This is a genomic window from Sediminibacterium sp. FW305-C-269, from assembly GCF_058231045.1.
This window is the reverse complement of record NZ_JBIQXQ010000005.1, coordinates 150,948-172,902: the sequence shown is the minus strand read 5'-3', so window position 1 is coordinate 172,902 and position 21,955 is coordinate 150,948. Positions and strand designations below refer to the sequence as shown.

Genomic DNA, 21,955 nt, shown 5'->3' with positions numbered 1-21,955 from the left:
ATCAGTGAGATCATACCACACTCTGTGAAATCAGAGATACGAGCCTGCGTTTGCCCCCGGGGGCTTACCTTTGCAGGACCAAAGAAAAGTTCTGCAAAATCATCTAAATCTAAGATAATGGACTACCGTATCGAAAAAGACACCATGGGCGAAGTACAGGTACCCGCCGATGTATATTGGGGCGCACAGACCCAGCGCAGTATTGAGAACTTCAAGATCGCACAGGACATCAACAAGATGCCGAAAGAGATCATCAAAGCTTTTGCTTACCTGAAAAAAGCAGCGGCCCTCACCAACCTGGACGCCGGTGTTCTGCCCAAGGAAAAAGCCGACCTGATCGCACAGGTATGTGATGAGATCCTGGCAGGCAAACTGGATGCACAGTTTCCCCTGGTGGTTTGGCAGACCGGTAGCGGCACCCAAAGCAACATGAACGTGAATGAAGTGGTGGCTTACCGCGGTCACGTGATCAAAGGGGGCGCTTTGACCGATAAGGACAAATTCCTGCATCCGAATGACGACGTGAACAAATCACAGTCATCCAACGACACCTTTCCCACCGCCATGCACATTGCCGCCTATAAGATACTGGTGGAGACCACCATTCCGGGCATCAAGAAATTACGAGATACGCTGGCACAGAAAAGCAAAGAGTTCATGCATGTGGTAAAGATCGGGCGTACGCACTTCATGGATGCCACACCGCTTACCCTGGGACAGGAGATCAGCGGTTATGTGTCGCAGCTGGACCATGGTTTGAAAGCCATCAACAACACCCTGGCACACCTGAGCGAACTGGCCTTGGGTGGTACGGCCGTAGGTACCGGTATCAACACACCGAAAGGATATGATGTGAACGTGGCCAAACATATTGCCAACCTCACCGGACTGCCTTTTGTGACTGCTGAAAATAAATTTGAGGCGCTGGCCGCCCACGATGCCATTGTAGAAGCACACGGTGCACTGAAAACTGTTGCTGTAAGCCTGATGAAGATCGCCAACGATATCCGCATGCTGTCTTCCGGACCGCGCAGTGGTATCGGCGAACTGTTCATTCCGGATAACGAACCGGGTTCTTCCATCATGCCGGGTAAAGTGAACCCGACCCAGTGTGAGGCACTGACCATGATCGCTGCACAGGTAATGGGCAACGATGTGGCCATCAATATCGGTGGCGCTACCGGTCATTTTGAACTGAACGTTTTCAAACCGGTGATGATCCACAACTTCCTGCACAGCGCCCGCCTGATCGGTGAGGGCTGTGTAAGCTTCAACGATAAATGCGCCGTAGGCCTGGCCCCTATTGAAGCCAATATCAAAAAACACGTAGACAACAGCCTGATGCTGGTTACCGCACTGAATACCAAGATCGGTTACTATAAAGCAGCAGAGATAGCGCAGACCGCACACAAGGAAGGTACTACGCTGAAAGAAATGGCTGTTAAACTTGGTTACCTGACCGCCGAAGAATTTGACCAGTGGGTGGTGCCGGGCAATATGGTAGGAGAGCTGAAGTAATTAATAATTAGGAATTAGTAATTAATCATTCTCAATTACTAATTGATCCAATACAGGGGCTGCTGTTCTGGTAGAACAGCAGCCCTTATGATTTGCATCAGTTTGACCCGATTAAGGATGATCAGTGAACTTTTTTACCGCCGAGATAGGTTGCCTGCACTTTTACGTTCAGGATCTCTGTTTCCGGCACTTTCATGAGGTCTTTATCCAGCAGGATGAAGTCCGCTTTTTTACCCGCTTCCAGACTTCCCACTTCTTTCTCGAGGAAACTGGCTTTGGCTGCCCAGATGGTCATACCCCGGATCGTTTCTTCGCGGCTCAATGCATTCTCTTTCTGGAAACCCTCAGCTGGGAAACCTTTGGCATCTTTCCTTGCCACCGCTGCCAGGAAGGTCTTGAAAGGAGAAATATCTTCTACCGGGAAATCGGTACCCAGGGGGATCCATCCATTCTGTTGTAACAGTTGCTTGAAAGCATAGCCACCTTTCAGCCGCTCCTTACCCAGGCGTTCTTCTGCCCAGTACATATCGCTGGTAGCATGGGTGGGCTGAACCGAAGGAACAATACTGGCCGCACCAAACAAAGCGAAGTCGGAAGGATGGATGATCTGTGCATGTTCCACGCGCCACCGTTTATCGTTCTTACCCTGCAGGTATTTGTTATAGATCTGCAGGATCGCCCGGTTAGCACTGTCGCCGATGGCATGCGTACACATCTGGAATGGTGTGCCAGACAATACTTTTGCCAATGAGTCGTAATGCGATGGGTTGCGCAACAGGAAACCTGTCCAGCCTACTTTATCCGTATACGGCTGCAACAGGCAGGCGCCCCTGCTACCCAGTGCACCATCCATATACACTTTGAATCCATTCACAAAGAGGCGATCTGTTTTATAAGGACCTGTTTTGACATATTTGCTGATATTCTCATCGTTATCACTCAGCATCACGAACAAGCGCATATCCAGTTTGCCTTCTTTCTGCAATGCATCAATGGCATCCACATCCTGGTAACTGAGGCCGCAATCTGTGATGGTGGTCAAGCCCTGTTCAAAACAATTCTTCTGCGCAGCCTGTAACCATTGCAGGTAGATCTCTTTGGTAGGCTCCGGTATCTGTGCATACACTTTGTTGTCGGCATTATCGATCAGCACACCGGTAAGTTTGCCATCTTTGATCTCAATGGAACCTCCTACGATGGTCTGTCCGGCCTGGATACCTGCCAGTTCCAGTGCTTTCTGGTTGGCAATGGATGCATGTCCATCCACCCGCGTGATGATGACAGGTTTATCGGGGAATAAAGTATTCAGCACTTGATTGGTTGGATAGGTCTTGCCCGGCCAGCGGTTCTGGTCCCAGCCCCGCCCCTGTATCCAGGGCAGATCGGGATGCTGATCGGCAAAAGCCTTGATCCTGGCAACCGTCTCTTCCCAGGTGTTGGTACCAAAGAGGTCGGCCTGGAACAGGGAGCGGCCGTAGCCTACAAAATGTGCATGCGCATCAATAAAACCCGGGTATACAGCTTTACCCTGGGCATCGATATTTTCCGTAGCACTGTACTTTGACAGGATCTCATCATTCTTCCCCACAGCCAGGATCTTACCGTCTTTCACGGCCATGGCTTCTGCAACGGTATAAGAAGAATCCACCGTATAAATGACAGCATGATGAATGATGGTATCCACTTTCCGGTCAGAACAACCGAAGATGAGCGCCAGCAAAGCGATCGAAAGAATTTTCCGCATAATGATCTTTTGAGTAAGATAAAGATATGGGAATATAGAATATTGAATATTGAGCAAGGAATGATGAAGGGAAGGGGAACAGATGAACAGACGAACAGATGAACAAGGAATGATGAATAATGAGTTAATCTTTGACCTTTGCGGAAACTCCGCGATCTCTGCGGCGCTGCGGTGAATGAATGTTGAATATCGAACAAGGAATGATGAATATCGAAGTAAGCCTCCGATCAAGGTTCATCATTCCTTGTTCGATATTCAATATTCACACGGCGGTTTATTTCAGGAGTTCACAGGGTTTCAGGCCCGTGTGTTTTTTGAAGGCTGCAGAGAAATGTGAGATGGAGGAATACCCGAGAAGAGCAGACACGTCTGTCACGCTCAGTCCTTTTTCGTACAGGAGGTATTTGGCGTGCTCCATCCGCTGCTGTTGGTAGAAATCAAATATGGTGGTACCAAAAACTTCCTTGAAACCTTTTTTGAGGTAACATTCGTTCATGGCCACTTTACGGCTCAGTTCCTTGATGGTAATGGGATCACCGATATGTTGCAGCAATATTTCCCTGGCCTGGTAAATACGGTCGCGACCGCTTTCATCTGCCAGGAACTTACAGCTAAATCCTTCTTCTTTTTCATCCACCAGGCACTCCAGGCTGTACAGTAACAGTTCGTGGATCTTGGCGTTGACAAAAATATTTTCCAATGCGCCGGAATAACTATGGTTCAGCAAACCATCCAGCACATTTCTTTTTTTATTGCAGAGCGGGAACACTTTGGTGAATGCATGCGGATGTTTGAATGCCAGCACTTCATCTTTCCGGTTACTCATCTTCACGTTATGCACGAACTGGTGCAGGAAAGTGGAAGTGAAATGGAAAGTGAATACGTCTACGGTCTGGTGTTTGCCGTTGCAGTTCTCGGTTGGCAACTGGTTGCACTGACCACAGCTTCTTTCTTCGCAATAGCGGTTACCCGTGGTGCAATAACGAAGCTCCAGGTAATTTTCGGAAGGCCTTTTGGCATTGTAATGGTATACCAGCATGCCGGTATCATCTGCCACCCAGGAATGCTGGGCGTAGTAGCGACGGATATGGTACTGGATCGAACCCGGGATATTCTGCTCTTTCTCGTACAGCAGATCCATGCTCGGCTCAATACCACCACGCTGCGAAACCTTCAATATGTCCATTACCTGTTGCATGCAGCCGCAAATTTAATGTATAAACATCTATTCTGCAAGAAGGGCCTTTGGCAGCCTGTCACAGAAGCGTCATTTTATCCTCCACAAACGCGTCCAAAATGGGGAAAAATAGGCTTGTTTGGGCCTGAAAAGCCCCTATATTTTCATTAGATTTGCCAACCCTTGAAAAATTGTTAAAACTCAGGATTGACAAGCATTTATGACCCAGGAACAACAGAATAACAATGAGGCCCAGAACAGGAATTACGGGGCCGACAGCATACAGGTATTGGAAGGTTTGGAAGCGGTGCGGAAAAGGCCCGCTATGTATATCGGCGATATCGGTATAAAAGGGCTTCATCACCTGGTATATGAGGTAGTGGACAACTCGATCGACGAAGCCCTGGCCGGTTATTGTAAAAATATCATCGTAACCATTCACGAAGACAATTCCATCAGCGTTCAGGATGACGGGCGGGGTATCCCCACCGGTATCAACACCAAGGAGAAAAAAAGCGCGCTGGAAATTGTCATGACCGTACTGCATGCCGGCGGTAAATTTGACAAGGACACTTACAAGGTATCCGGTGGTCTGCACGGTGTGGGTGTCAGCTGTGTGAACGCACTCAGCACCCGACTGCATGTTACCGTTAACCGTGAAGGCAAAATATTTGAACAGGAATACAAGATAGGCGTACCTCAGTACGATGTACGCGAAATAGGCACCAGCAACACTACCGGTACCCTGGTACATTTCTGGCCCGACAGCAGCATTTTTCAGGAGACCGTTTACCGGAAAGAGATCCTGGAAGGCCGTTTGCGCGAACTCTCTTACCTGAACAAACGCATCAGCATCACACTCACCGACCTGCGTGAGAAAGATGCGGACGGCAACGTGTATAACCGGAATTTCTACAGCGAAGGCGGTATTGTTGAGTTTGTGGAAATGCTTGACCAGAATGGCAACCGCAACCCGTTGATCCCTTCACCGCTGTATGTGGATGGTCACGATGAGGCTTCCAATATTGCAGTGGAAGTGGCACTTACCTATAACGACGATTTCAAAGAGCATATCTTCTCATACGTCAACAACATCAATACCATTGAGGGCGGTACCCATGTTACCGGTTTCCGCCAGGCTTTGACCCGTGTATTCAAGACCTACGGCGACAGGGAAGGCCTTTTTGAAAAAGCCAAAGTGACCATTGAAGGGGATGATTTCAGGGAAGGGTTAAGCGCCATCATCTCTGTAAAAGTTCCCGAGCCCCAGTTTGAGGGACAGACCAAGACCAAACTGGGTAACAGCGAGGTAAGCGGTATTGTACAGACCACCGTGGCCCGTGCGCTGGAAGCCTACCTGGAAGAGAACCCCAAAGAAGCCAAGAATGTGATCTCCAAGATCATCCTGGCGGCACAGGCCAGGGTGGCAGCCAAAAAAGCCCGCGACATGGTGCAGCGCAAAACCGTATTAAGCGGTGGTGGCCTGCCCGGAAAACTGGCCGATTGCAGTGAGAGGGACCCGCAGAAATGTGAGCTCTACCTGGTGGAGGGAGACTCGGCCGGCGGTACTGCCAAACAGGGCCGCGACAGAAGTTACCAAGCCATCCTGCCCTTACGTGGTAAGATCCTGAACGTAGAGAAAGCCATGGAGCACAAGATCTACGAGAACGAGGAGATCCGTAACATGTACACCGCACTGGGTGTGACCGTAGGAACCCCGGAAGACCCCAAAGCATTGAATACGACCAAATTGCGTTACCACAAACTCATCATCATGACCGATGCCGACGTGGATGGTTCGCATATCGCCACCCTGATCCTGACTTTTGTGTTCCGTTATATGAAGGAAATGGTGGAGCAGGGCTATGTGTACATTGCCCAACCGCCATTGTACCTGGTGAAGAAGGGAAAAGAACAGGAATATGCCTACAATGAAGAGCAACGCAAAATGTGGGTGGAAAAACTGGGCGGCGGAAAAGACGACAGTGTGACCATTCAGCGATACAAGGGCTTGGGTGAGATGAACGCCGACCAGCTCTGGGAGACCACCATGGACCCAGCCCGCCGTACCCTGAAACAGGTGACCATTGAAAGTGCCGCCGAAGCCGACAGGATCTTCAGCATGCTAATGGGCGATGATGTGGCCCCACGCCGCGAATTCATTGAAAGTCATGCGAAATATGCTAAAATCGACGTATAAACGGGTTCCTGACCCCTTATACCCTGATCATAGAAAAAGCCGGTGTCAGACACCGGCTTTTTTACGTCCATACCACCCTAAGTTCCTACTAGACAGCCCTTCCCGCCAGAAATTTCACTTTCCTGAAAAAATTTGGTAGATTGTGGCCTATAACCCATTGTTTATCTACTAACTTTTAAATTCTAACAACATGGACACATCAAAAATGATCAAAGCATATTGCCTGAAAACCAAAGAAAAAAACGTTCCTATGCAGGATGCGGTGATCACCAGAACGGCTAAAGGCGGTTACATGGCCGGTGGTCACGACGGAAAAGGAAATAAAATGGCCGCTATCCTGAGCGAAGCCAAAGCTTTACAGGCCATCGCCGACGGCGTTGCCAAAAAAGGTTTCTAAGCCATATCAACAAGAGATTCGGATCCGGTTCCTCACAGGACCGGATTTTTTATGCCTTCTCCGTCTTACCCACCACTTCGCTGTGCATATGGGTAAGGAACCGGTGCATGGACTCCATATCCTTCATGCCATCCACGATCAGCATGAACATGCGGCCGGTCTGTTTCAGGCGGGCTTTGTTGGTTCCGGTTTGCAGGTAGGCCAGTATCTTACGGAACAGGTCCGATTCGAAATACGGTGAGTCGGGGCGGTTGATGAAATAACAACGCAGTGTCTCGTCTTTCAAAGCCATTTTCTCAAATCCCAGCTGTACGGCCATCCAGCGGCAGCGGACCGTGGTGAACAGGTCTTCCACCTGTGGCGGCACCGGACCAAAACGATCCAGCATCTCCTGGTGAAAAGCCAGCAGTTCCGCTTCTTTCTCACAGCTATCCAAACGGGTGTAGAGCGACAGGCGTTCTGTGATACTCTCCACATAGTCATCCGGTATCAGGATCTCCAGGTCGGTGTCGATGGTGCAATCACTCACAAAATCATCCTGTTTACTGATCTCTTCCTTGAACAGGTCTTTGAACGAGGTCCGTTTCAATTCACGGATGGCTTCTTCCAGTATCTTCTGGTACATTTCAAAACCGATCTCGGCCATAAAACCGGTCTGCTCTCCCCCCAACAGGTTGCCGGCACCACGGATATCCAGATCGCGCATGGCTATCTGGAAGCCGCTGCCCAGGTCACTGAACTGCTCCAGCGTTTGCAAACGTTTTCTCGAATCGGTGGGCATCATACTCATGGGCGGGCCCAGCAGGTAACAGAATGCTTTTTTATTGCTTCTTCCCACCCTTCCGCGCAACTGGTGCAGATCGCTCAGACCGAAGTGATGGGCATTATTGACGATGATGGTATTCACATTCGGGATATCCACGCCACTCTCCACAATATTGGTACATACCAGCACATCGTATTTCTTATCGATGAAGTCAAGTATCCTCTCTTCCAGTTCATGCCCTTCCAGCTGACCATGGGCGAAGCCAATACTGAGGTCAGGACAAAGCCCCTGTATCAATGCACACATTTCCGAAAGTCCCTGTACACGGTTATGGATAAAGAACACCTGTCCACCCCTTTCTGTTTCATAGTAGATGGCATCGCGGATGAAGTCGTCATTGAACACATGCACTTCCGTCTGTATGGGTTGCCGGTTAGGTGGCGGTGTATTAATGATGCTGAGGTCGCGGGCCCCCATCAGGCTGAACTGCAGGGTGCGGGGGATCGGTGTGGCCGTGAGTGTTAAACAGTCCACATTTGTTTTCAGCGTTTTCAGTTTCTCCTTGTGACCTACCCCGAATTTCTGCTCCTCATCAATCACCATCAATCCGAGGTTCTTGAACTTGACATCCTTGCCCAGTAGGCCATGCGTACCAATGATGATATCAATCTTGCCTTCCTCCAGTTTCTTGAGGGTCTCTTTTTTCTCTTTGGATGATTTGAAACGGTTGAGATAATCCACCGTTACCGGGAAATCCTTCAAACGCTCCTGGAAGGTTTTGAAATGCTGGAAAGCCAGGATGGTGGTAGGCACCAGCACGGCAGCCTGTTTACCATCCACACAGGTCTTGAACGCAGCCCGAACGGCCACTTCTGTTTTACCGAAACCCACATCGCCGCAAACCAGTCGGTCCATCGGGCTCTCGCTCTCCATGTCTTTCTTCACATCTGCAGTGGCTTTGCTCTGGTCGGGCGTGTCCTCATAAATGAAAGAAGCTTCCAGCTCGGTCTGCATATAATTATCCGGCGTATGCGCAAATCCCTGCTGGGCCTTTCTTTGTGCGTATAGTTTGATCAGGTCAAAAGCAATCTCTTTGACCTTGGTCTTGGTTTTCTCTTTCAGTTTGTTCCACACATCGGAACCCAGTTTATTGATCTTGGGAACCGTTCCCTCCTTACCTGTATATTTCGAGATCTTGTGCAGCGAGTTGATGTTCACATACAGGATATCACTGTCTTTGTAAATAATCCGGACCGCTTCCTGCACTTTGCCGTTGGCTTCGATTTTCTGCAGTCCGCTGTAGGTGCCCACACCATGGTCGATATGCGTTACGTAATCGCCCGGCTGCAGGTCCCGCAATGTTTTGAGGGTGATGGCTTTGTTCTTGTTATAGGCCTGTTTTACCTTGTACTTATGATAACGCTGAAAGATCTGGTGGTCGGTATAGCAGACCAGTTTCAGCTCCTCATCAATGAATCCTTCGTGTATGCCCGAGGCTACCGGCACGAACTGGATCTCGGTATTCAGATCCGCAAAAATGCTGTGCAGTCTTTCCAACTGACGTGCCTGTTCGGCAAAGATATATACACCGAAACCCGCGGCTTCATGGGCTTTCAGGTCCCTAATCAGCAGGTCGAACTGGCGGTTGAAAGAGGGCTGTACACGGGTGCGGAAACCTATTTCCGTTTGGGCCATGTGGGGCTTGTAACCAAACTCCACAATATGTCTTGACCCCAGCTGCTGTTCAATCACACTGCTGCCCACAAAATCTTCGGCTTTTACTTCCTTCAGTATCTTGGTATCATCCTCTTCCTCAGCGGTCTGCATGCGGTAACCATCGGTAAGCAACTGTACAAAACCCTGCAGGTCTTCTTCCTGTGTATCGATCTTTTCCCTGATCACATCCCAATCTTTCAGCCATACCACCGTGTTCTCCGGCAGGAATTCCAGCAGCGACACTTTCTCCCCGCTCTCGAACTGTGTTTCCACGTTAGGGATGATATTCACCTGCAACAGTTTCCTTTCACTCAACTGCGTTTCGGGATCGAAGATGCGGATACTATCTACCTCGTTTCCGAACAGTTCCACGCGATAGGGCTTTTCATTACCGAACGAATAAATATCCAGGATACCGCCGCGCAGGGCAAACTGGCCGGGTTCGTATACAAAATCGGTACGCTCAAAACCATACATCACGAACAGGTCCATCAGGCTTTCAGGATTGATGGTATCATTGGCTTTGATACTGATGATATTGCTGCTGAGTGTAGAGGGTAACACCACTTTTTCGAACAAGGCTTCGGGGTAGGTGACCATGATCTTGCGGTTACCGCCGGCGGATAATTTGGTCAGCGCCTCTGTGCGCAACATCACATGCGAGCTGTTGAGTATCCTGAAATTCTTCCGGTTCTTGAAGGAAGAAGGGAAATAGAACAGGTCCAGTGCATGGGTCAGGTTTTCCAGCGTATTGTGGAAATAGGCCGCTTCTTCGGCATCATTCAATACCACCAGGTGGTTCAGTTGCTGGCAGGAAGGGTGCATGAACACCGCACTCACCACAAATTCCGAACTGCTGCCTTGTAAGTTCTGCAGGAAGATTTTTTGGGGTTGGGCAAAAGAAAGCTTGTCCGCCAGTTGAAAAAGGTGGGGTGATTGTTGGTACAGATCCAGCAGCACATTCAAATTCATATCCGCTTGCTCAATTCCTTCACGAAAAGAATGCAAAGATAATGGGTAGTTCCGAGAATCGGGTTATCGGCGCTGGTTCCAGGCAATCCAGGCAAAGCAATGGTTACCGGCACTAGAAACTCGCCCGGTTGCTTACCGAGAGATTAGCCTGGGTAAGTTTTCCTTCTTCCACCGTGAAGAGGGCGATATTGTTGTTATTGTCGAAGAGATTGGCATAAAAATGGTTTCCCTGCTTCACAAAAAGGGAATAACTGCCCACGGGCAGGGAAACGGTAAAATGGCCGGTACTGTCGGTTTCCACCGAAGCAACCAACCGGGTAGCAATAGCCGTATATACCGGTTCGGTACCTGTTCTGGTTACCTGGCTGATATGGGTGGGTTCATAGATGAAAACAGTGGTCAGTATGGGTTTGGGAAGATCCGGTTCTGCATCTTTCATGGGCATCCGGTTACCGGTGAGTTCGGTAATCCTGCCGGTAATACCCTGGGTGATCGCCGATGAAGAGACCTTTTTAGCCGACGAGCAACCGAGAATGGCCAAACAACCAGCGAAAACTAAAAAAAGAATGTGTTTCATACCTCACTTTGAATGATGAAAGTATCTAATTTAGTGGATATTACGCCTATTTTTCTGAGTTATCGGCGGATGGAAAACATGAAGGTTATGATGAAAAAAATTATATGGTCTATTTGGGGAATCTGCGGATTGGCATGGGTTGCTTCTGCACAGACCGTTACCAATACCCGCATCCTGAAACAGGCCGCTGTTGGTTATAAGCTGGCTTTTAATGCCAATTATGCCAAAGCCATCACACTGGCCAAAAGAAATGGCTGGGACCTGACCATCACTTCCTCCAACGGAAGAAAAGGTGTACTGGTGGGTGTGGATGATTTTGGTTTTCCCAAGTATTACATAACCAACAACAATACCATTGCTGCAGCAACCACACGCACCAATCAATTGTGGCCAGGCGGTTCAACGGGACTGAATCTTTCGGGCAGTTCCGATTACCTCAAGAACAGGATCGGGGTATGGGATGGAGGATCGGTATTGGGCTCGCATGTAGAACTGACCGGCCGGGTAACACAAAAAGACAACCCCTCTTCTCTCAGTGACCATGCTACCCACGTAACCGGCACCATGATTGCTTCGGGCGTGAATACCAGCGCCAAGGGTATGTCTTATGGTGCCAAGGGCATTGTGGCCTATGATTTTACCAGCGACCTTCCTGAGATGGCGAATGAATCCAGTAATCTGCTGCTGTCCAATCATTCCTATTCCATTATTGCGGGATGGAATTACAACAGCTCACAAAGCCGCTGGGAATTCAACGGACGTCCTGACGAAAACGAAGACTATAAGTTTGGATATTACAGCGACGATTCTCAGGCACTGGATTCCATTGCCTATAACGCGCCTTATTACCTGATCGTAAAATCGGCAGGCAATAACCGCGACGAGAATGGGCCTGCAGTGGGTGAGCCTTATTACCGACGCAATTCCAGCGGAACCATGGTTGCTTCCGGGAACCGTCCTGCGGGTATCAGCAGTAACGATGGTTATGATATCATTTCCTGGGACTGTGGCGCCAAGAATATCCTGACCATTGGTGCGGTGAATGGAATCCCTTCGGGATATAGCCGTCCGGGAGATGCGGTGATGAGTGGTTTCAGTTCCTGGGGCCCCACGGATGATGGCCGTATCAAACCGGATATTGTTGCTGATGGTGTGAACCTGTTATCCTCGACCGCTACTTCCACTACCAGTTATGCCAGTTTCAGCGGAACCTCCATGGCAGCGCCGAATGCAACCGGTTCCCTGTTCCTGCTGCAGGAATATTATTCCAAACTCAAAAACAGTAATGGCGCTTTTCTGCGCTCTGCCACACTGAAAGGATTGGCTATTCACACAGCAGATGAAACGGGTAATGCGCCCGGGCCTGACTACCAGTATGGCTGGGGTTTACTGAATATGCAGAAAGCTGCGGCAGCCATGAATGCCGCCATCAGCTCGAACAATGCTGCCAGCAGCAATCACCTGATCTATGAAAATGTATTGGCGCAGGGAAGCAGTTTTTCCACAACGGTAGTAGCTTCCGGTAACGGGCCACTGCGGGCAACCATCTGCTGGACAGATGTAAAAGGCTCCGTAGATAAAGTAAATGTGCTGAACAATCGCGCCAAGAACCTGGTGAACGATCTTGACATACGCATTACCAAGGGAGCACGCACCTATATGCCGTGGACGCTGGATGTGAACAATCCTGCTTCTGTAGCTGTGCCCGGCGACAATATCACAGACAATGTGGAAAGGATTGATATCGACAGTACGGTGCCGGGCCAGACGTATACCATAACCGTTTCGCACAAAGGCACACTGGCCAGAACATCGCAGGCCTACTCCTTACTGGTGAGCGGTGTGGGAGGAACTGCTTATTGCACATCAACATCGGGTGGCGGCGGAGCGAGGATCGACAGTGTATCTTTGAAAAATATGCAGGTAGCAAACACTGCTGGTTCAAAAACCTATACGGACAATACCAGTTATGTAGCCAATATTGAACCCTCGGAAACCATCCCGGTAAGAGTTCGGGTGAGTACCGCCGATGCAACCACCGCGAATCGTATCGTAAAAATATTCATTGACTACAATAACAACGGCATATTTGAACCTTCGGAAACAGTGGCTACCAGCGGAGTACTGAGTGCTACGGCGCAAACCTTTACGGCCAATATCACCACCCCCAGTACCTTAACCATTGGCAATATCTGCCTCATGCGGGTGATTGTGCAGGAAACCAGCCTGGCCAGTGATGTAACATCCTGCGGACTTTATGGAAAGGGGGAAACACAGGACTACCGGGTACGGGTGATCACACCTTCCAATGATGTATCCATCAGCGAGATTGTTTCACCATCCGGCAATGATTGCGCAAACGGTTCGCAATACCTTACGGTACGGATCCGGAACAATGGTGCCACTAACCCGCAAAGTAATATTCCGGTCACAGCAACCGTATCAACCACATTGGGTACAATTGCCAATCTTTCTTTCACCTATCCCGGACCGATTGCACCTCTGACAACAGAAACCTATACGTTCCAGTCGCCCATTGTTACTGCACCCGCTACCGCCTATACCATTGTGGCAGCCACCAATATGGCCACGGACCAATACCCGGCCAACAATTCACTTACGGCAACCATCACCACTGCCGTGAAGCCGGCTGCAGTATCTGCGTCCGCCGGTATTTGCGGCAATACGGTGAACCTGAAAGTAAATGGGCCTGATAATTCCAATTATTTATGGTACACCACTGCTACCGGGAATGCTCCTTTTGCTTCGGGGCCAACTGCCAGTACCAATACTATTCCCGGTGATAAGACCTTTTATGTAGCCAAAGAAGCCAGAACCACCATCGGACCTGTCAATAAAACAGAGCTATCCGCTACAGGTGGATATAACAGTTTCAGAGGCAATTATGTAAAATTCAATAATTCGGTTCCCTTAACCATTGAATCGGCACGTATGTATATTGGCTACCCGGGTAAGATCAAGTTTATCCTGGCCAACCTTCTCTCGGAAACCAGCACTTCTTTCAGCTATCAGCCACTGGCTAACACTACCCTGGATGTATATGCTACCACCCCTACGCCTGCATCGGGACAAGTTAATCTGAACACCGCTGCGGATACAGGTGCTGTGTTCTTCTTAAACCTGCCCGTAACTTCTACAGGTGACCATATTATCATTATACAGTGCCTCGACAAGAACGGTAATGTAGATACCTTGACCAATCTGGGTGCCACTATTTTCCGTAACAATGGTATCACCAGCAGCAGCACTTACCCAATCTCCATTCCCAATATCATGTCAATCACAGGTAACAGTGCGGGAACCACTCAGAACCAGTACTATTATTTCTTCTATAATATGCGGATCAGTACGGGCTGCGTGAGCGACAGGGTACCTGTGATTGCTGCAGCGTCGCCCACACCTGTTATCAGCCAGCAGGCCGATTCTCTGGTGAGCAGTATCAGCTCGGGCAACCAGTGGTACCTGAATGATACCGCCATCAATGGGGCAAACGGGGCCAGTTACAAGCTTACCAAGCCCGGGAAATACAAAACCGTCGTTTCCGATGCTTTCGGCTGCCAGCAGGCTTCCAATGAGATCACAGTGACGGTTACGGCAAGCATTGATGTCATTGCCCGTGAGATCAAACTGAGCACATCTCCCAATCCGAACAACGGCCTGTTCAATCTCTCTTTCGAAGTAAGCGGTAAAGCCGACCTTTCGATAGAATTGCTGAGTGCTTCCGGACAAAGGGTATACAACAGCATTTATCCCGGCTTCTCCGGTAAGTTTTCGAAACAGATCCGGATAGCCCAGGTGAGTTCAGAATTTTACATTTTACGGATTCAGCACAGCAAGAAAACCTATCTCCAGAAGATACTGGTACAACGATAAAAAAGACACTATTTCAGGCAAAAGGCCACGATAACGTTATCGTGGCCTTTTTGCTTGGGAAGCTGGTTATCATTACCTTTATACAACGGTATTGCTTGCTAGCCAAACAGTTCCGAAGACTGGATCTATTTGATGAACATCTAAAAATTATTACACATGGCAGAACCCTGGCGCACCGGCAAGGTGATTAAAATTGAAAACGCAGTTCCATCTGGTTTAACACGCCGTTTCTGGATACAAGTTCCCGAAGTAGAAAGTTTCGACTACCAGGCTGGACAGTTTGTAACGCTTGACCTCCCCATTCATGAGCAAAAGAATAAAAGATGGAGAAGTTATTCCATTGCTTCCGCACCCGATGGCAGTAATGTATTTGAACTCGTGATCGTTCTTCTCGAAGGCGGTCTGGGTACCACCTATCTCTTCAACGAAGTGAAAGTAGGTACTGAGTTCCCCCTTCGCGGGCCGCAAGGTAAATTCACTTTGCCGCAACCAATCGAAGAGGACATCTATCTGATCTGCACAGGTACCGGCATCGCACCTTTCCGTGCCATGGTACATGCCGTACACCAGCAGAAATTACCTCACCAGAACCTGCACCTGATCTTCGGATGCCGTAAACTCACTGATGGCTTGTATGTGGACGAACTCAAACAACTGGAAAAAGACGAACCCGGATTTTTCTTCCATCCCTGTTATTCGAGGGAAGAAAGCGTTCCGGAAGGTGCACACAAAGGTTATGTGCATCCCGTGTATGAAGAGCTGACCGGCAAAGGCTCCAAACCTGCCAAGTTCTTTTTATGCGGATGGAAAAACATGATCGACGAAGCCAAACAACGCATCGTGGATCTGGGCTATGATAAAAAAGCCATCCACCTGGAATTATACGGATAGTAACTATCCTTTCGATACATCAACCTCCTGCAGCATCAGCTTTCAGGAGGTTTTTTTTTGCGACACAGTGATATAATAATCGAAGATAGGCTCCCGCTTATTCAGAAGACTTTTGAGAATATGCATCTTTCTTTCCGTGAGAAAGCTTTCATATTCCCGGATATCCAGCTGAACGGGATGCAGCATATCTCCGGGAAGCAGTTGAAAGAGCTTTTTTAAGAAACCATAACGGTGTGCATCCGTAGAAATAACCAGATACCCATCCGGCTTCAGCGCTTTTACCAGCTTATCATAACACAGAGGGAGATTCCTGACATGATTGATGGCATTTATGCAAAAGATCACATCATATTTTTCCGTTTCATTCAGATCTTCCATTGGCAGTGCCTGGAACCTGGTCCATGGAACGCTTTGCGGCTGAAAATGAGGTAACTGTTCATATTTATCCAGTAAGCTGTCCATACCATCCACCTGGTTGCCTTCCAGCGCCAGAAAGACACCTGCAGGTCCGCAACCAGCATCCAATATCTGCTGATTGCCCGGCAAAGGCAGCAATGGAGATATTTTCACCAGCAGATCCTGCCAATAACGTTTCTTCCAGTCCAGGTAAGCAACCGTGTCTTTATTCCGCAGATAGCGCTGCCACCAGATTAACTCAAGCTTCTGCGCAAGTTTCCATTTCCAGCCCATAGGTGTTTTTTATAATGAGACCAATGAGGATCACATCATTTGCTCCAATACCAGATCTTTCACTTTACTCATCAACACCCTCTCCTGCACCATGCTGTCGCGATAACGGATCGTTACTGTCTGATCCTCCTTAGTCTGATGGTCGATAGTTACACAAAACGGCGTACCGATGGCATCCTGTCTTCTGTATCGTTTACCGATCGCGTCTTTTTCCTCGTAAAAACATTTGAAATAAGGCTTGCATTCATCCATCAGTTCACGGGCCAGTTCTGGCAGGCCGTCTTTTTTGGTCAGCGGAAGCACTGCCAGTTTCACGGGTGCAATCTTAGCAGGAATATGCATGACCACGCGACTATCCGTTGAACCATCTTCTTTGGCAATGGTTTCTTCTTCATACGCATTGGCCATGATCAGCAGGAACATCCTGTCAAGTCCGATAGACGTTTCCACCACATACGGAACATAGTTCTGGTTGATCTCTGTATCGAAGTACTGCATCTTCTTTTTGCTGTACAACTGGTGTTGTGTGAGGTCAAAATCACTTCTTGAGTGAATGCCTTCCACCTCTTTGAACCCGAATGGAAATTCAAACTCGATATCACAGGCTTCTTTGGCATAATGTGCCAGTTTCACGTGGTCGTGATAACGGTATTTGTCTTTTGAGATACCCAGGCTCAAATGCCACTGTAACCTCGCTTCCTTCCAGTACTGGTACCATTCGCCTTCCGTACCGGGGCGTACAAAGAACTGCATCTCCATCTGCTCAAACTCGCGCATGCGGAAAATGAACTGGCGGGCCACGATCTCGTTACGGAAAGCCTTACCGGTTTGTGCAATACCGAATGGGATTTTCATCCGGGCAGTTTTCTGCACATTCAGGAAGTTCACAAAAATACCCTGTGCTGTTTCGGGACGCAGGTAAATGGTATCGGCATCTTCTGCCACGGAACCCAACTGGGTAGAGAACATGAGGTTGAACTGGCGGATATCCGTCCAGTTGGCAGTACCGCTTACCGAACAAACAATCTTCTGGTCAATGATCAGTTCTTTCAATCCGGCAAAATCTTCCGCAGCCAGTAATGCATCCATTGATGTCAGCAGCGTGTCTGCGGCCTGGCTTTCCCCTTTCTCTCTTAGCTGGTCCGCTTTGGCTTCCAGCAGATGGTCTACCCGGTATCTTTTTTTGCTGTCTTTGTTGTCGATCATCGGATCGCTGAAATTATCAACGTGTCCGCTGGCTTTCCAGGTGGTGGGATGCATAAAAATGGCAGCATCAATACCTACGATATTCTCATGCATCTGGGTCATGCTTTTCCACCAGTAATCGCGGATATTCTTTTTCAATTCACTGCCGTAAGGACCATAATCATACACGGCACTTAAGCCATCGTAAATCTCACTACTCGGAAACACAAAGCCATATTCTTTGGCATGCGAAATGATCGCCTGGAACTGATTGTCTTGCTGTATACTCATAACCCCGCAAAAATATGCTTTTACGCCTGTCGGCAAAAGCCGCAGGGAACGGTTTTTCGGGTTTGACCGGTAAAAAACAGCTCATTCATCCAAAACATAGTGAGTAAACCAATAAAAAAATTAGTTTTAGCGGTACTTAAACCATTACTATGCTCAGAAAACTATGCTCTTTTCTGTTGATCCTGTTTGCCCTGCCACAACTGGCGGCAGCCCAACAACACACAGAATATCCCGACGATTACCTCAGTCCCGCCTTTCATGCCGGCCGAAGGGCGGCCGTAAGGGAACTGATGCCCCCAAAAACGGTAGCCGTATTTTTTGCAGCACAAACCCGTAACCGCTCCAACGATGTGGATTTCATCTACGCCCAGAACAAGAACTTTTATTATCTCACCGGTTTAACAGAACCTAACGCCATGTTGTTGCTGTTCAAGGAACCAACAACCATCAACGGCGAAACCGGTACTGAATTCATTTTTGTACAGCCCCGCAATGCCGCCCGTGAAATGTGGACAGGTAAGATACTGGGAGTAGATGGCGTAAAAAAGAAACACCAGCTGGAGCATGTATTTACCCATGAGCAGTTCAACTACAACACGATCGATTTTGGCAAGATTGATTCGGTGATGACCAACCTATACAACGAGAAGATCCTTTCCAAATATTATAGTGGCCGTGGCGGTATGGATCCTTTATCAAGGATGGCGCAGCTGGTAGACAGTGCCATTACCACCTACCACAAACCCAATGCAGCACTGACCCTTGGTAACATACTGCGGAATCTGCGTGCCATCAAACAACCGGAAGAGATCACCCTGATCGAAAAAGCGGTGGCGATGAGCACTGAAGGGCACAATGGTGTCATCCGTTCCATCAAACCCGGCATGACGGAATACCAGGCACAAGCCATCATGGAATACTATTTTAAGAAAAACGGATCAGAGTACCCTGGTTATCCAAGCATCAATGGCTCGGCCGAGAACAGTTGCGTACTGCATTACGAAACCAACCAGCGCCTGATGAAAGACGGCGACCTGCTGCTGAGCGACTGTGCCGCAGAATACCATGGATACAGTGCCGATGTGACCCGGACCATCCCAGTGAACGGAAAATTCTCACCCGAGCAGAAGATCATTTATGAACTGGTACTGAAAGCACAGGATTCCGCCTTTGTACAGTGCAAGGCAGGCAATAACTCCCGGGAGCCGCACAATGCAGCCCTGCGGGTGATCACGCGTGGTTTGCTGGAACTGGGCATCATCAAAACGGAAGCGGAAGCAAGTACCTATTTCCCGCATGGTACTTCACACGGACTGGGGCTGGATGTACATGACCCCAATCCCGGCATCTTACAGGCCGGAGCCGTATTTACGGTGGAACCAGGCATCTACATTGCCCCCGGAAGCAAATGCGACCAGCAATGGTGGAATATCGGTGTACGTATCGAGGATGATATCCTGATCACGGAAGATGGCGGTTACAAGAACCTTTCTGCCGGAAGCCCCAGAACGGTAGCAGAGATCGAAAAAATGGCCAAACAGAAAAGTATTTTCAAATAATTACATCAACACCTTAGCAGAACAGCCGCATACCATGTATGCGGCTGTTCTGTTTTATCCTGCTATCATTTACTTCTATGTTTTTTATCAGCAGGCACCGGGTGATCCTGTACCTGGAGTGATGCTTTATTTTCCAGTTCGATCTCCTGTATCCATACGGCATAGTCAGTGGGATAGATATTCCTTCCCTTCCGCATGGCATATACCCTTGTAAAAGAAGCACCCAGATACAGGATGATAGCAGAATAATATACCCATAACAATATGATCACTACTGCACCCGCGGCTCCATAGGTGGTACTGATATGCGTTTTGGTAAGATAAAAACCGATAGCAGATCTGCCGATCATAAACAAAAATGCAGTAGCAAAAGAGCCCACCACCACATCGTGCCATTCGATACGCGCATCGGGCAACACTTTAAAAATGGTAGCGAACAGGATACTTACCGTTAAAAAAGTAACTACCAGGTTGGCAGTATGCACCAGGAAAAGGGCCGTATCGGGAAATGCCTGCAGCAACTGCTCACCCAGCAGGTCTATCACCGAGTTCACCACCAATGATACCAGCAGGATAAAACCCAGCACCACGATCATGGAAAAACTCAACACCCGGTTCAGGATCAGTTTCAACCACCCCTTCTTGGGTTTGGCCTTTAAGCGCCAGATGAAATTGATGGAATCCTGGATCTCGGTGAACACACCGGTTGCAGCCAGTATCAGGGCACAGACCCCGACAACAGAGGCCCAGCTCACATCTCTCGAAACGGTGATGTTCCGGATGATCTGTTGGATCTGATGGGCCGCATCTGCTCCCACTAACCCCTGGATATTTTCGAACAATTTTCCTTCAATGGCCGCTCTGCCATAAAAGATATCGCACAAACTTATGACCAGGATCAATACCGGGGCGATGGCAAATACCGTATAATATGCCAGGGCAGCACTCATCTGCAGCGCCTTATGGTGCGAGAAATCGTTTATTGATTCTTTGCAGACGGAATAGATGCTTACCATATGCCGTTTCATAAGTTCCCTATTTAACAGATACCTGTAACCTATTGTAATTTGTCATTCTGTTTATGCCTTTCGGCATCACGTATATTCTTCTTCTCAAAATTCTTCTGCAGTGCCTCGGTAAGGTTCACGCCCGTTTGATTGGCCAGGCAGATCAGTACCCATAACACATCAGCCATCTCATCGGCAATTTCTTTTCCCTTATCTGATTCTTTGAACGACTGCTCCCCATAGGTACGCACCATGAGCCTGCTCAGTTCACCCACTTCCTCCATCAGTATCCCGAGGTTGGTGAGTTCGTTGAAATAACGTACACCGACCGTCTTGATCCAGTTATCTACCTGTTGCTGTGCCTGATCGATTGTCATATATGCTGTGTTATAAGATTTAAAATTCGCTGCCCTAAGGTTTACCGATGCCACCATGAACGGTTTTCAGCCGCATGACCATGGCTATGGATTCTGCCCGTTGTTTCAGTTTTTCACTGGTATCTCCCGCAAACAGTTCATCTACCGTTTGTTTAAAGAGCGTTACCCACCGCTGAAAATGTTCATCTCGGAAAGCCGACAACTGGTGCAGGTGCTGGTGTGTCTGCATGACATTCCCCTGGTAACCGCCTTTGTCAAACAGTACCGACTCCCAGAAATTCACGATCACGGGAATATGTTTTTCCAGGTTCACTTTCACCACTTCGGTAAAATAGTGACCGATCAGGTCATCTGCAAAAGCTGTACGGTAGAATTGTTCCATCAACTTTTCAAGATCCGGGCGGGTAGTGATATCAGGCATGGTTCCATTTAATGAGTGAATGAGTGGATGAGTGATTGAGTGAATGGTGAAAAGATCTCTCATCCGAATTGGTTCATAATTCTTTTATTCTTTATTCTTCGAGTCGATCAGGATGGTTACCGGGCCGTCGTTGAGCAGGCGCACTTTCATGTCCGCACCAAAAACACCTGTCTGGATCTTTTTACCGAGATCGGTCTCCAACTGCCGGATCATCTTCTCGTACATCGGTATGGCAATATCCGGTTTTGATGCCTTGATATAAGAAGGCCGGTTCCCTTTTTTGGTGTTGGCATGCAGGGTGAACTGGCTTACCAGCAGGATCTCTCCATCCACGTCTTTGATACCGAGGTTCATCACCCCTTCCGCATCATCAAAAATGCGGAGGTTCACGATCTTGTTACTGAGCCAGACAATGTCTTCGTCTGTATCCGCGTCCTCAATGCCGATCAACACCAATAGACCTTTCTGTATGGCACCTGTTACCGAACCTTCTACGGTAACCGAAGCCTCACTGACCCTTTGTATTACAATTCTCATGATCCTTTAACAGTTTTTATCCGAACTTTAGTACAA

Annotated in this window: 16 protein-coding genes; 6 read left to right on the top strand and 10 right to left on the bottom strand. The window is 48.5% G+C overall.

The genetic code is table 11. The annotated features are described in order from the left end of the window. The first annotated feature begins 117 nt into the window (after window positions 1–117). Window positions 118–1,518 carry a class II fumarate hydratase gene (gene fumC, locus ACH3Y6_RS15465; protein ID WP_490836531.1) on the top strand — a complete coding sequence of 467 codons (1,401 nt, stop codon included), beginning with the start codon at window positions 118–120 and terminating at the stop codon, window positions 1,516–1,518. Window positions 1,519–1,639: 121 nt separating this feature from the next. On the opposite strand, the gene ACH3Y6_RS15460 is transcribed toward fumC, so the two are convergent. Further along, complete coding sequence (locus tag ACH3Y6_RS15460; RefSeq protein WP_490836530.1) at window positions 1,640–3,262, bottom strand: amidohydrolase; 1,623 nt, start codon at window positions 3,260–3,262, stop codon at window positions 1,640–1,642. 274 nt (window positions 3,263–3,536) lie between these two features. Beyond that, the gene (locus ACH3Y6_RS15455) at window positions 3,537–4,460 is read right to left on the bottom strand and encodes a helix-turn-helix domain-containing protein (RefSeq protein WP_490836529.1); all 924 of its coding nucleotides are present in this window, start codon (window positions 4,458–4,460) and stop codon (window positions 3,537–3,539) included. A 199-nt stretch (window positions 4,461–4,659) separates the two neighbouring features. On the opposite strand from ACH3Y6_RS15455, the gene gyrB reads away from it, so the two are divergent. Together gyrB and ACH3Y6_RS15445 are read left to right on the top strand one after the other, a co-directional pair. After that, entirely contained in the window at window positions 4,660–6,639 is a 1,980-nt protein-coding gene (gene gyrB / locus ACH3Y6_RS15450) for a DNA topoisomerase (ATP-hydrolyzing) subunit B (RefSeq protein WP_490836528.1), read from the top strand. A 190-nt stretch (window positions 6,640–6,829) separates the two neighbouring features. Beyond that, the gene (locus ACH3Y6_RS15445; RefSeq protein WP_490836527.1) at window positions 6,830–7,036 is read left to right on the top strand and encodes a hypothetical protein; all 207 of its coding nucleotides are present in this window, start codon (window positions 6,830–6,832) and stop codon (window positions 7,034–7,036) included. Window positions 7,037–7,085: 49 nt separating this feature from the next. On the opposite strand, the gene mfd is transcribed toward ACH3Y6_RS15445, so the two are convergent. Then, window positions 7,086–10,490, bottom strand: coding sequence for a transcription-repair coupling factor (mfd, locus tag ACH3Y6_RS15440; RefSeq protein ID WP_490836526.1), 3,405 nt, complete (start codon window positions 10,488–10,490; stop codon window positions 7,086–7,088). A 112-nt stretch (window positions 10,491–10,602) separates the two neighbouring features. Further along, window positions 10,603–11,067: a hypothetical protein gene (locus ACH3Y6_RS15435; RefSeq protein WP_490836525.1), complete on the bottom strand. Its 465-nt coding sequence runs from the start codon at window positions 11,065–11,067 to the stop codon at window positions 10,603–10,605. A gap of 87 nt (window positions 11,068–11,154) precedes the next feature. Here ACH3Y6_RS15435 and ACH3Y6_RS15430 point away from each other — a divergent pair, with 87 nt between their 5' ends. Together ACH3Y6_RS15430 and ACH3Y6_RS15425 are read left to right on the top strand one after the other, a co-directional pair. Beyond that, window positions 11,155–14,961 carry a S8 family serine peptidase gene (locus ACH3Y6_RS15430; RefSeq protein ID WP_490836524.1) on the top strand — a complete coding sequence of 1,269 codons (3,807 nt, stop codon included), beginning with the start codon at window positions 11,155–11,157 and terminating at the stop codon, window positions 14,959–14,961. A 156-nt stretch (window positions 14,962–15,117) separates the two neighbouring features. Beyond that, window positions 15,118–15,852 (top strand): ferredoxin--NADP reductase, encoded by a 735-nt coding sequence (locus ACH3Y6_RS15425; RefSeq protein ID WP_490836523.1) that lies wholly within the window; start codon window positions 15,118–15,120, stop codon window positions 15,850–15,852. 42 nt (window positions 15,853–15,894) lie between these two features. Here ACH3Y6_RS15425 and ACH3Y6_RS15420 read toward each other — a convergent pair whose 3' ends face one another. Together ACH3Y6_RS15420 and ACH3Y6_RS15415 are read right to left on the bottom strand one after the other, a co-directional pair. Next, window positions 15,895–16,542 (bottom strand): class I SAM-dependent methyltransferase, encoded by a 648-nt coding sequence (locus ACH3Y6_RS15420; protein ID WP_490836522.1) that lies wholly within the window; start codon window positions 16,540–16,542, stop codon window positions 15,895–15,897. A 30-nt stretch (window positions 16,543–16,572) separates the two neighbouring features. After that, window positions 16,573–18,018, bottom strand: coding sequence for a glycine--tRNA ligase (locus ACH3Y6_RS15415; protein ID WP_490836521.1), 1,446 nt, complete (start codon window positions 18,016–18,018; stop codon window positions 16,573–16,575). A gap of 149 nt (window positions 18,019–18,167) precedes the next feature. On the opposite strand from ACH3Y6_RS15415, the gene ACH3Y6_RS15410 reads away from it, so the two are divergent. After that, window positions 18,168–19,577 (top strand): aminopeptidase P N-terminal domain-containing protein, encoded by a 1,410-nt coding sequence (locus ACH3Y6_RS15410; RefSeq protein WP_490836520.1) that lies wholly within the window; start codon window positions 18,168–18,170, stop codon window positions 19,575–19,577. A 65-nt stretch (window positions 19,578–19,642) separates the two neighbouring features. Here the strand turns inward: ACH3Y6_RS15410 and ACH3Y6_RS15405 are convergent, their stop codons facing one another. Genes ACH3Y6_RS15405 through dtd form a run of 4 tightly spaced genes read right to left on the bottom strand, consistent with a single transcriptional unit; the run spans window position 19,643 to window position 21,919 of the window. Beyond that, window positions 19,643–20,605, bottom strand: coding sequence for a YihY/virulence factor BrkB family protein (locus ACH3Y6_RS15405; RefSeq protein WP_490836519.1), 963 nt, complete (start codon window positions 20,603–20,605; stop codon window positions 19,643–19,645). 29 nt (window positions 20,606–20,634) lie between these two features. Further along, window positions 20,635–20,961 (bottom strand): nucleotide pyrophosphohydrolase, encoded by a 327-nt coding sequence (locus ACH3Y6_RS15400; RefSeq protein ID WP_490836518.1) that lies wholly within the window; start codon window positions 20,959–20,961, stop codon window positions 20,635–20,637. A 34-nt stretch (window positions 20,962–20,995) separates the two neighbouring features. Further along, window positions 20,996–21,445 (bottom strand): group III truncated hemoglobin, encoded by a 450-nt coding sequence (locus ACH3Y6_RS15395; protein ID WP_490836517.1) that lies wholly within the window; start codon window positions 21,443–21,445, stop codon window positions 20,996–20,998. Between the two features lie 21 nt (window positions 21,446–21,466). Beyond that, window positions 21,467–21,919: a D-aminoacyl-tRNA deacylase gene (dtd, locus tag ACH3Y6_RS15390; RefSeq protein WP_490836516.1), complete on the bottom strand. Its 453-nt coding sequence runs from the start codon at window positions 21,917–21,919 to the stop codon at window positions 21,467–21,469. Between the last annotated feature and the right edge of the window lie 36 nt (window positions 21,920–21,955).

What these genes read in the sequence shown, in the direction of transcription:
- fumC (WP_490836531.1), top strand. Translation starts at nt 118, where the DNA reads ATGGACTACCGTATCGAAAAAGACACCATGGGCGAAGTACAGGTACCC.
- ACH3Y6_RS15460 (WP_490836530.1), bottom strand. Translation starts at nt 3,262, where the DNA reads ATGCGGAAAATTCTTTCGATCGCTTTGCTGGCGCTCATCTTCGGTTGT.
- ACH3Y6_RS15455 (WP_490836529.1), bottom strand. Translation starts at nt 4,460, where the DNA reads ATGCAACAGGTAATGGACATATTGAAGGTTTCGCAGCGTGGTGGTATT.
- gyrB (WP_490836528.1), top strand. Translation starts at nt 4,660, where the DNA reads ATGACCCAGGAACAACAGAATAACAATGAGGCCCAGAACAGGAATTAC.
- ACH3Y6_RS15445 (WP_490836527.1), top strand. Translation starts at nt 6,830, where the DNA reads ATGGACACATCAAAAATGATCAAAGCATATTGCCTGAAAACCAAAGAA.
- mfd (WP_490836526.1), bottom strand. Translation starts at nt 10,490, where the DNA reads ATGAATTTGAATGTGCTGCTGGATCTGTACCAACAATCACCCCACCTT.
- ACH3Y6_RS15435 (WP_490836525.1), bottom strand. Translation starts at nt 11,067, where the DNA reads ATGAAACACATTCTTTTTTTAGTTTTCGCTGGTTGTTTGGCCATTCTC.
- ACH3Y6_RS15430 (WP_490836524.1), top strand. Translation starts at nt 11,155, where the DNA reads ATGATGAAAAAAATTATATGGTCTATTTGGGGAATCTGCGGATTGGCA.
- ACH3Y6_RS15425 (WP_490836523.1), top strand. Translation starts at nt 15,118, where the DNA reads ATGGCAGAACCCTGGCGCACCGGCAAGGTGATTAAAATTGAAAACGCA.
- ACH3Y6_RS15420 (WP_490836522.1), bottom strand. Translation starts at nt 16,542, where the DNA reads ATGGGCTGGAAATGGAAACTTGCGCAGAAGCTTGAGTTAATCTGGTGG.
- ACH3Y6_RS15415 (WP_490836521.1), bottom strand. Translation starts at nt 18,018, where the DNA reads ATGAGTATACAGCAAGACAATCAGTTCCAGGCGATCATTTCGCATGCC.
- ACH3Y6_RS15410 (WP_490836520.1), top strand. Translation starts at nt 18,168, where the DNA reads ATGCTCAGAAAACTATGCTCTTTTCTGTTGATCCTGTTTGCCCTGCCA.
- ACH3Y6_RS15405 (WP_490836519.1), bottom strand. Translation starts at nt 20,605, where the DNA reads ATGAAACGGCATATGGTAAGCATCTATTCCGTCTGCAAAGAATCAATA.
- ACH3Y6_RS15400 (WP_490836518.1), bottom strand. Translation starts at nt 20,961, where the DNA reads ATGACAATCGATCAGGCACAGCAACAGGTAGATAACTGGATCAAGACG.
- ACH3Y6_RS15395 (WP_490836517.1), bottom strand. Translation starts at nt 21,445, where the DNA reads ATGAGAGATCTTTTCACCATTCACTCAATCACTCATCCACTCATTCAC.
- dtd (WP_490836516.1), bottom strand. Translation starts at nt 21,919, where the DNA reads ATGAGAATTGTAATACAAAGGGTCAGTGAGGCTTCGGTTACCGTAGAA.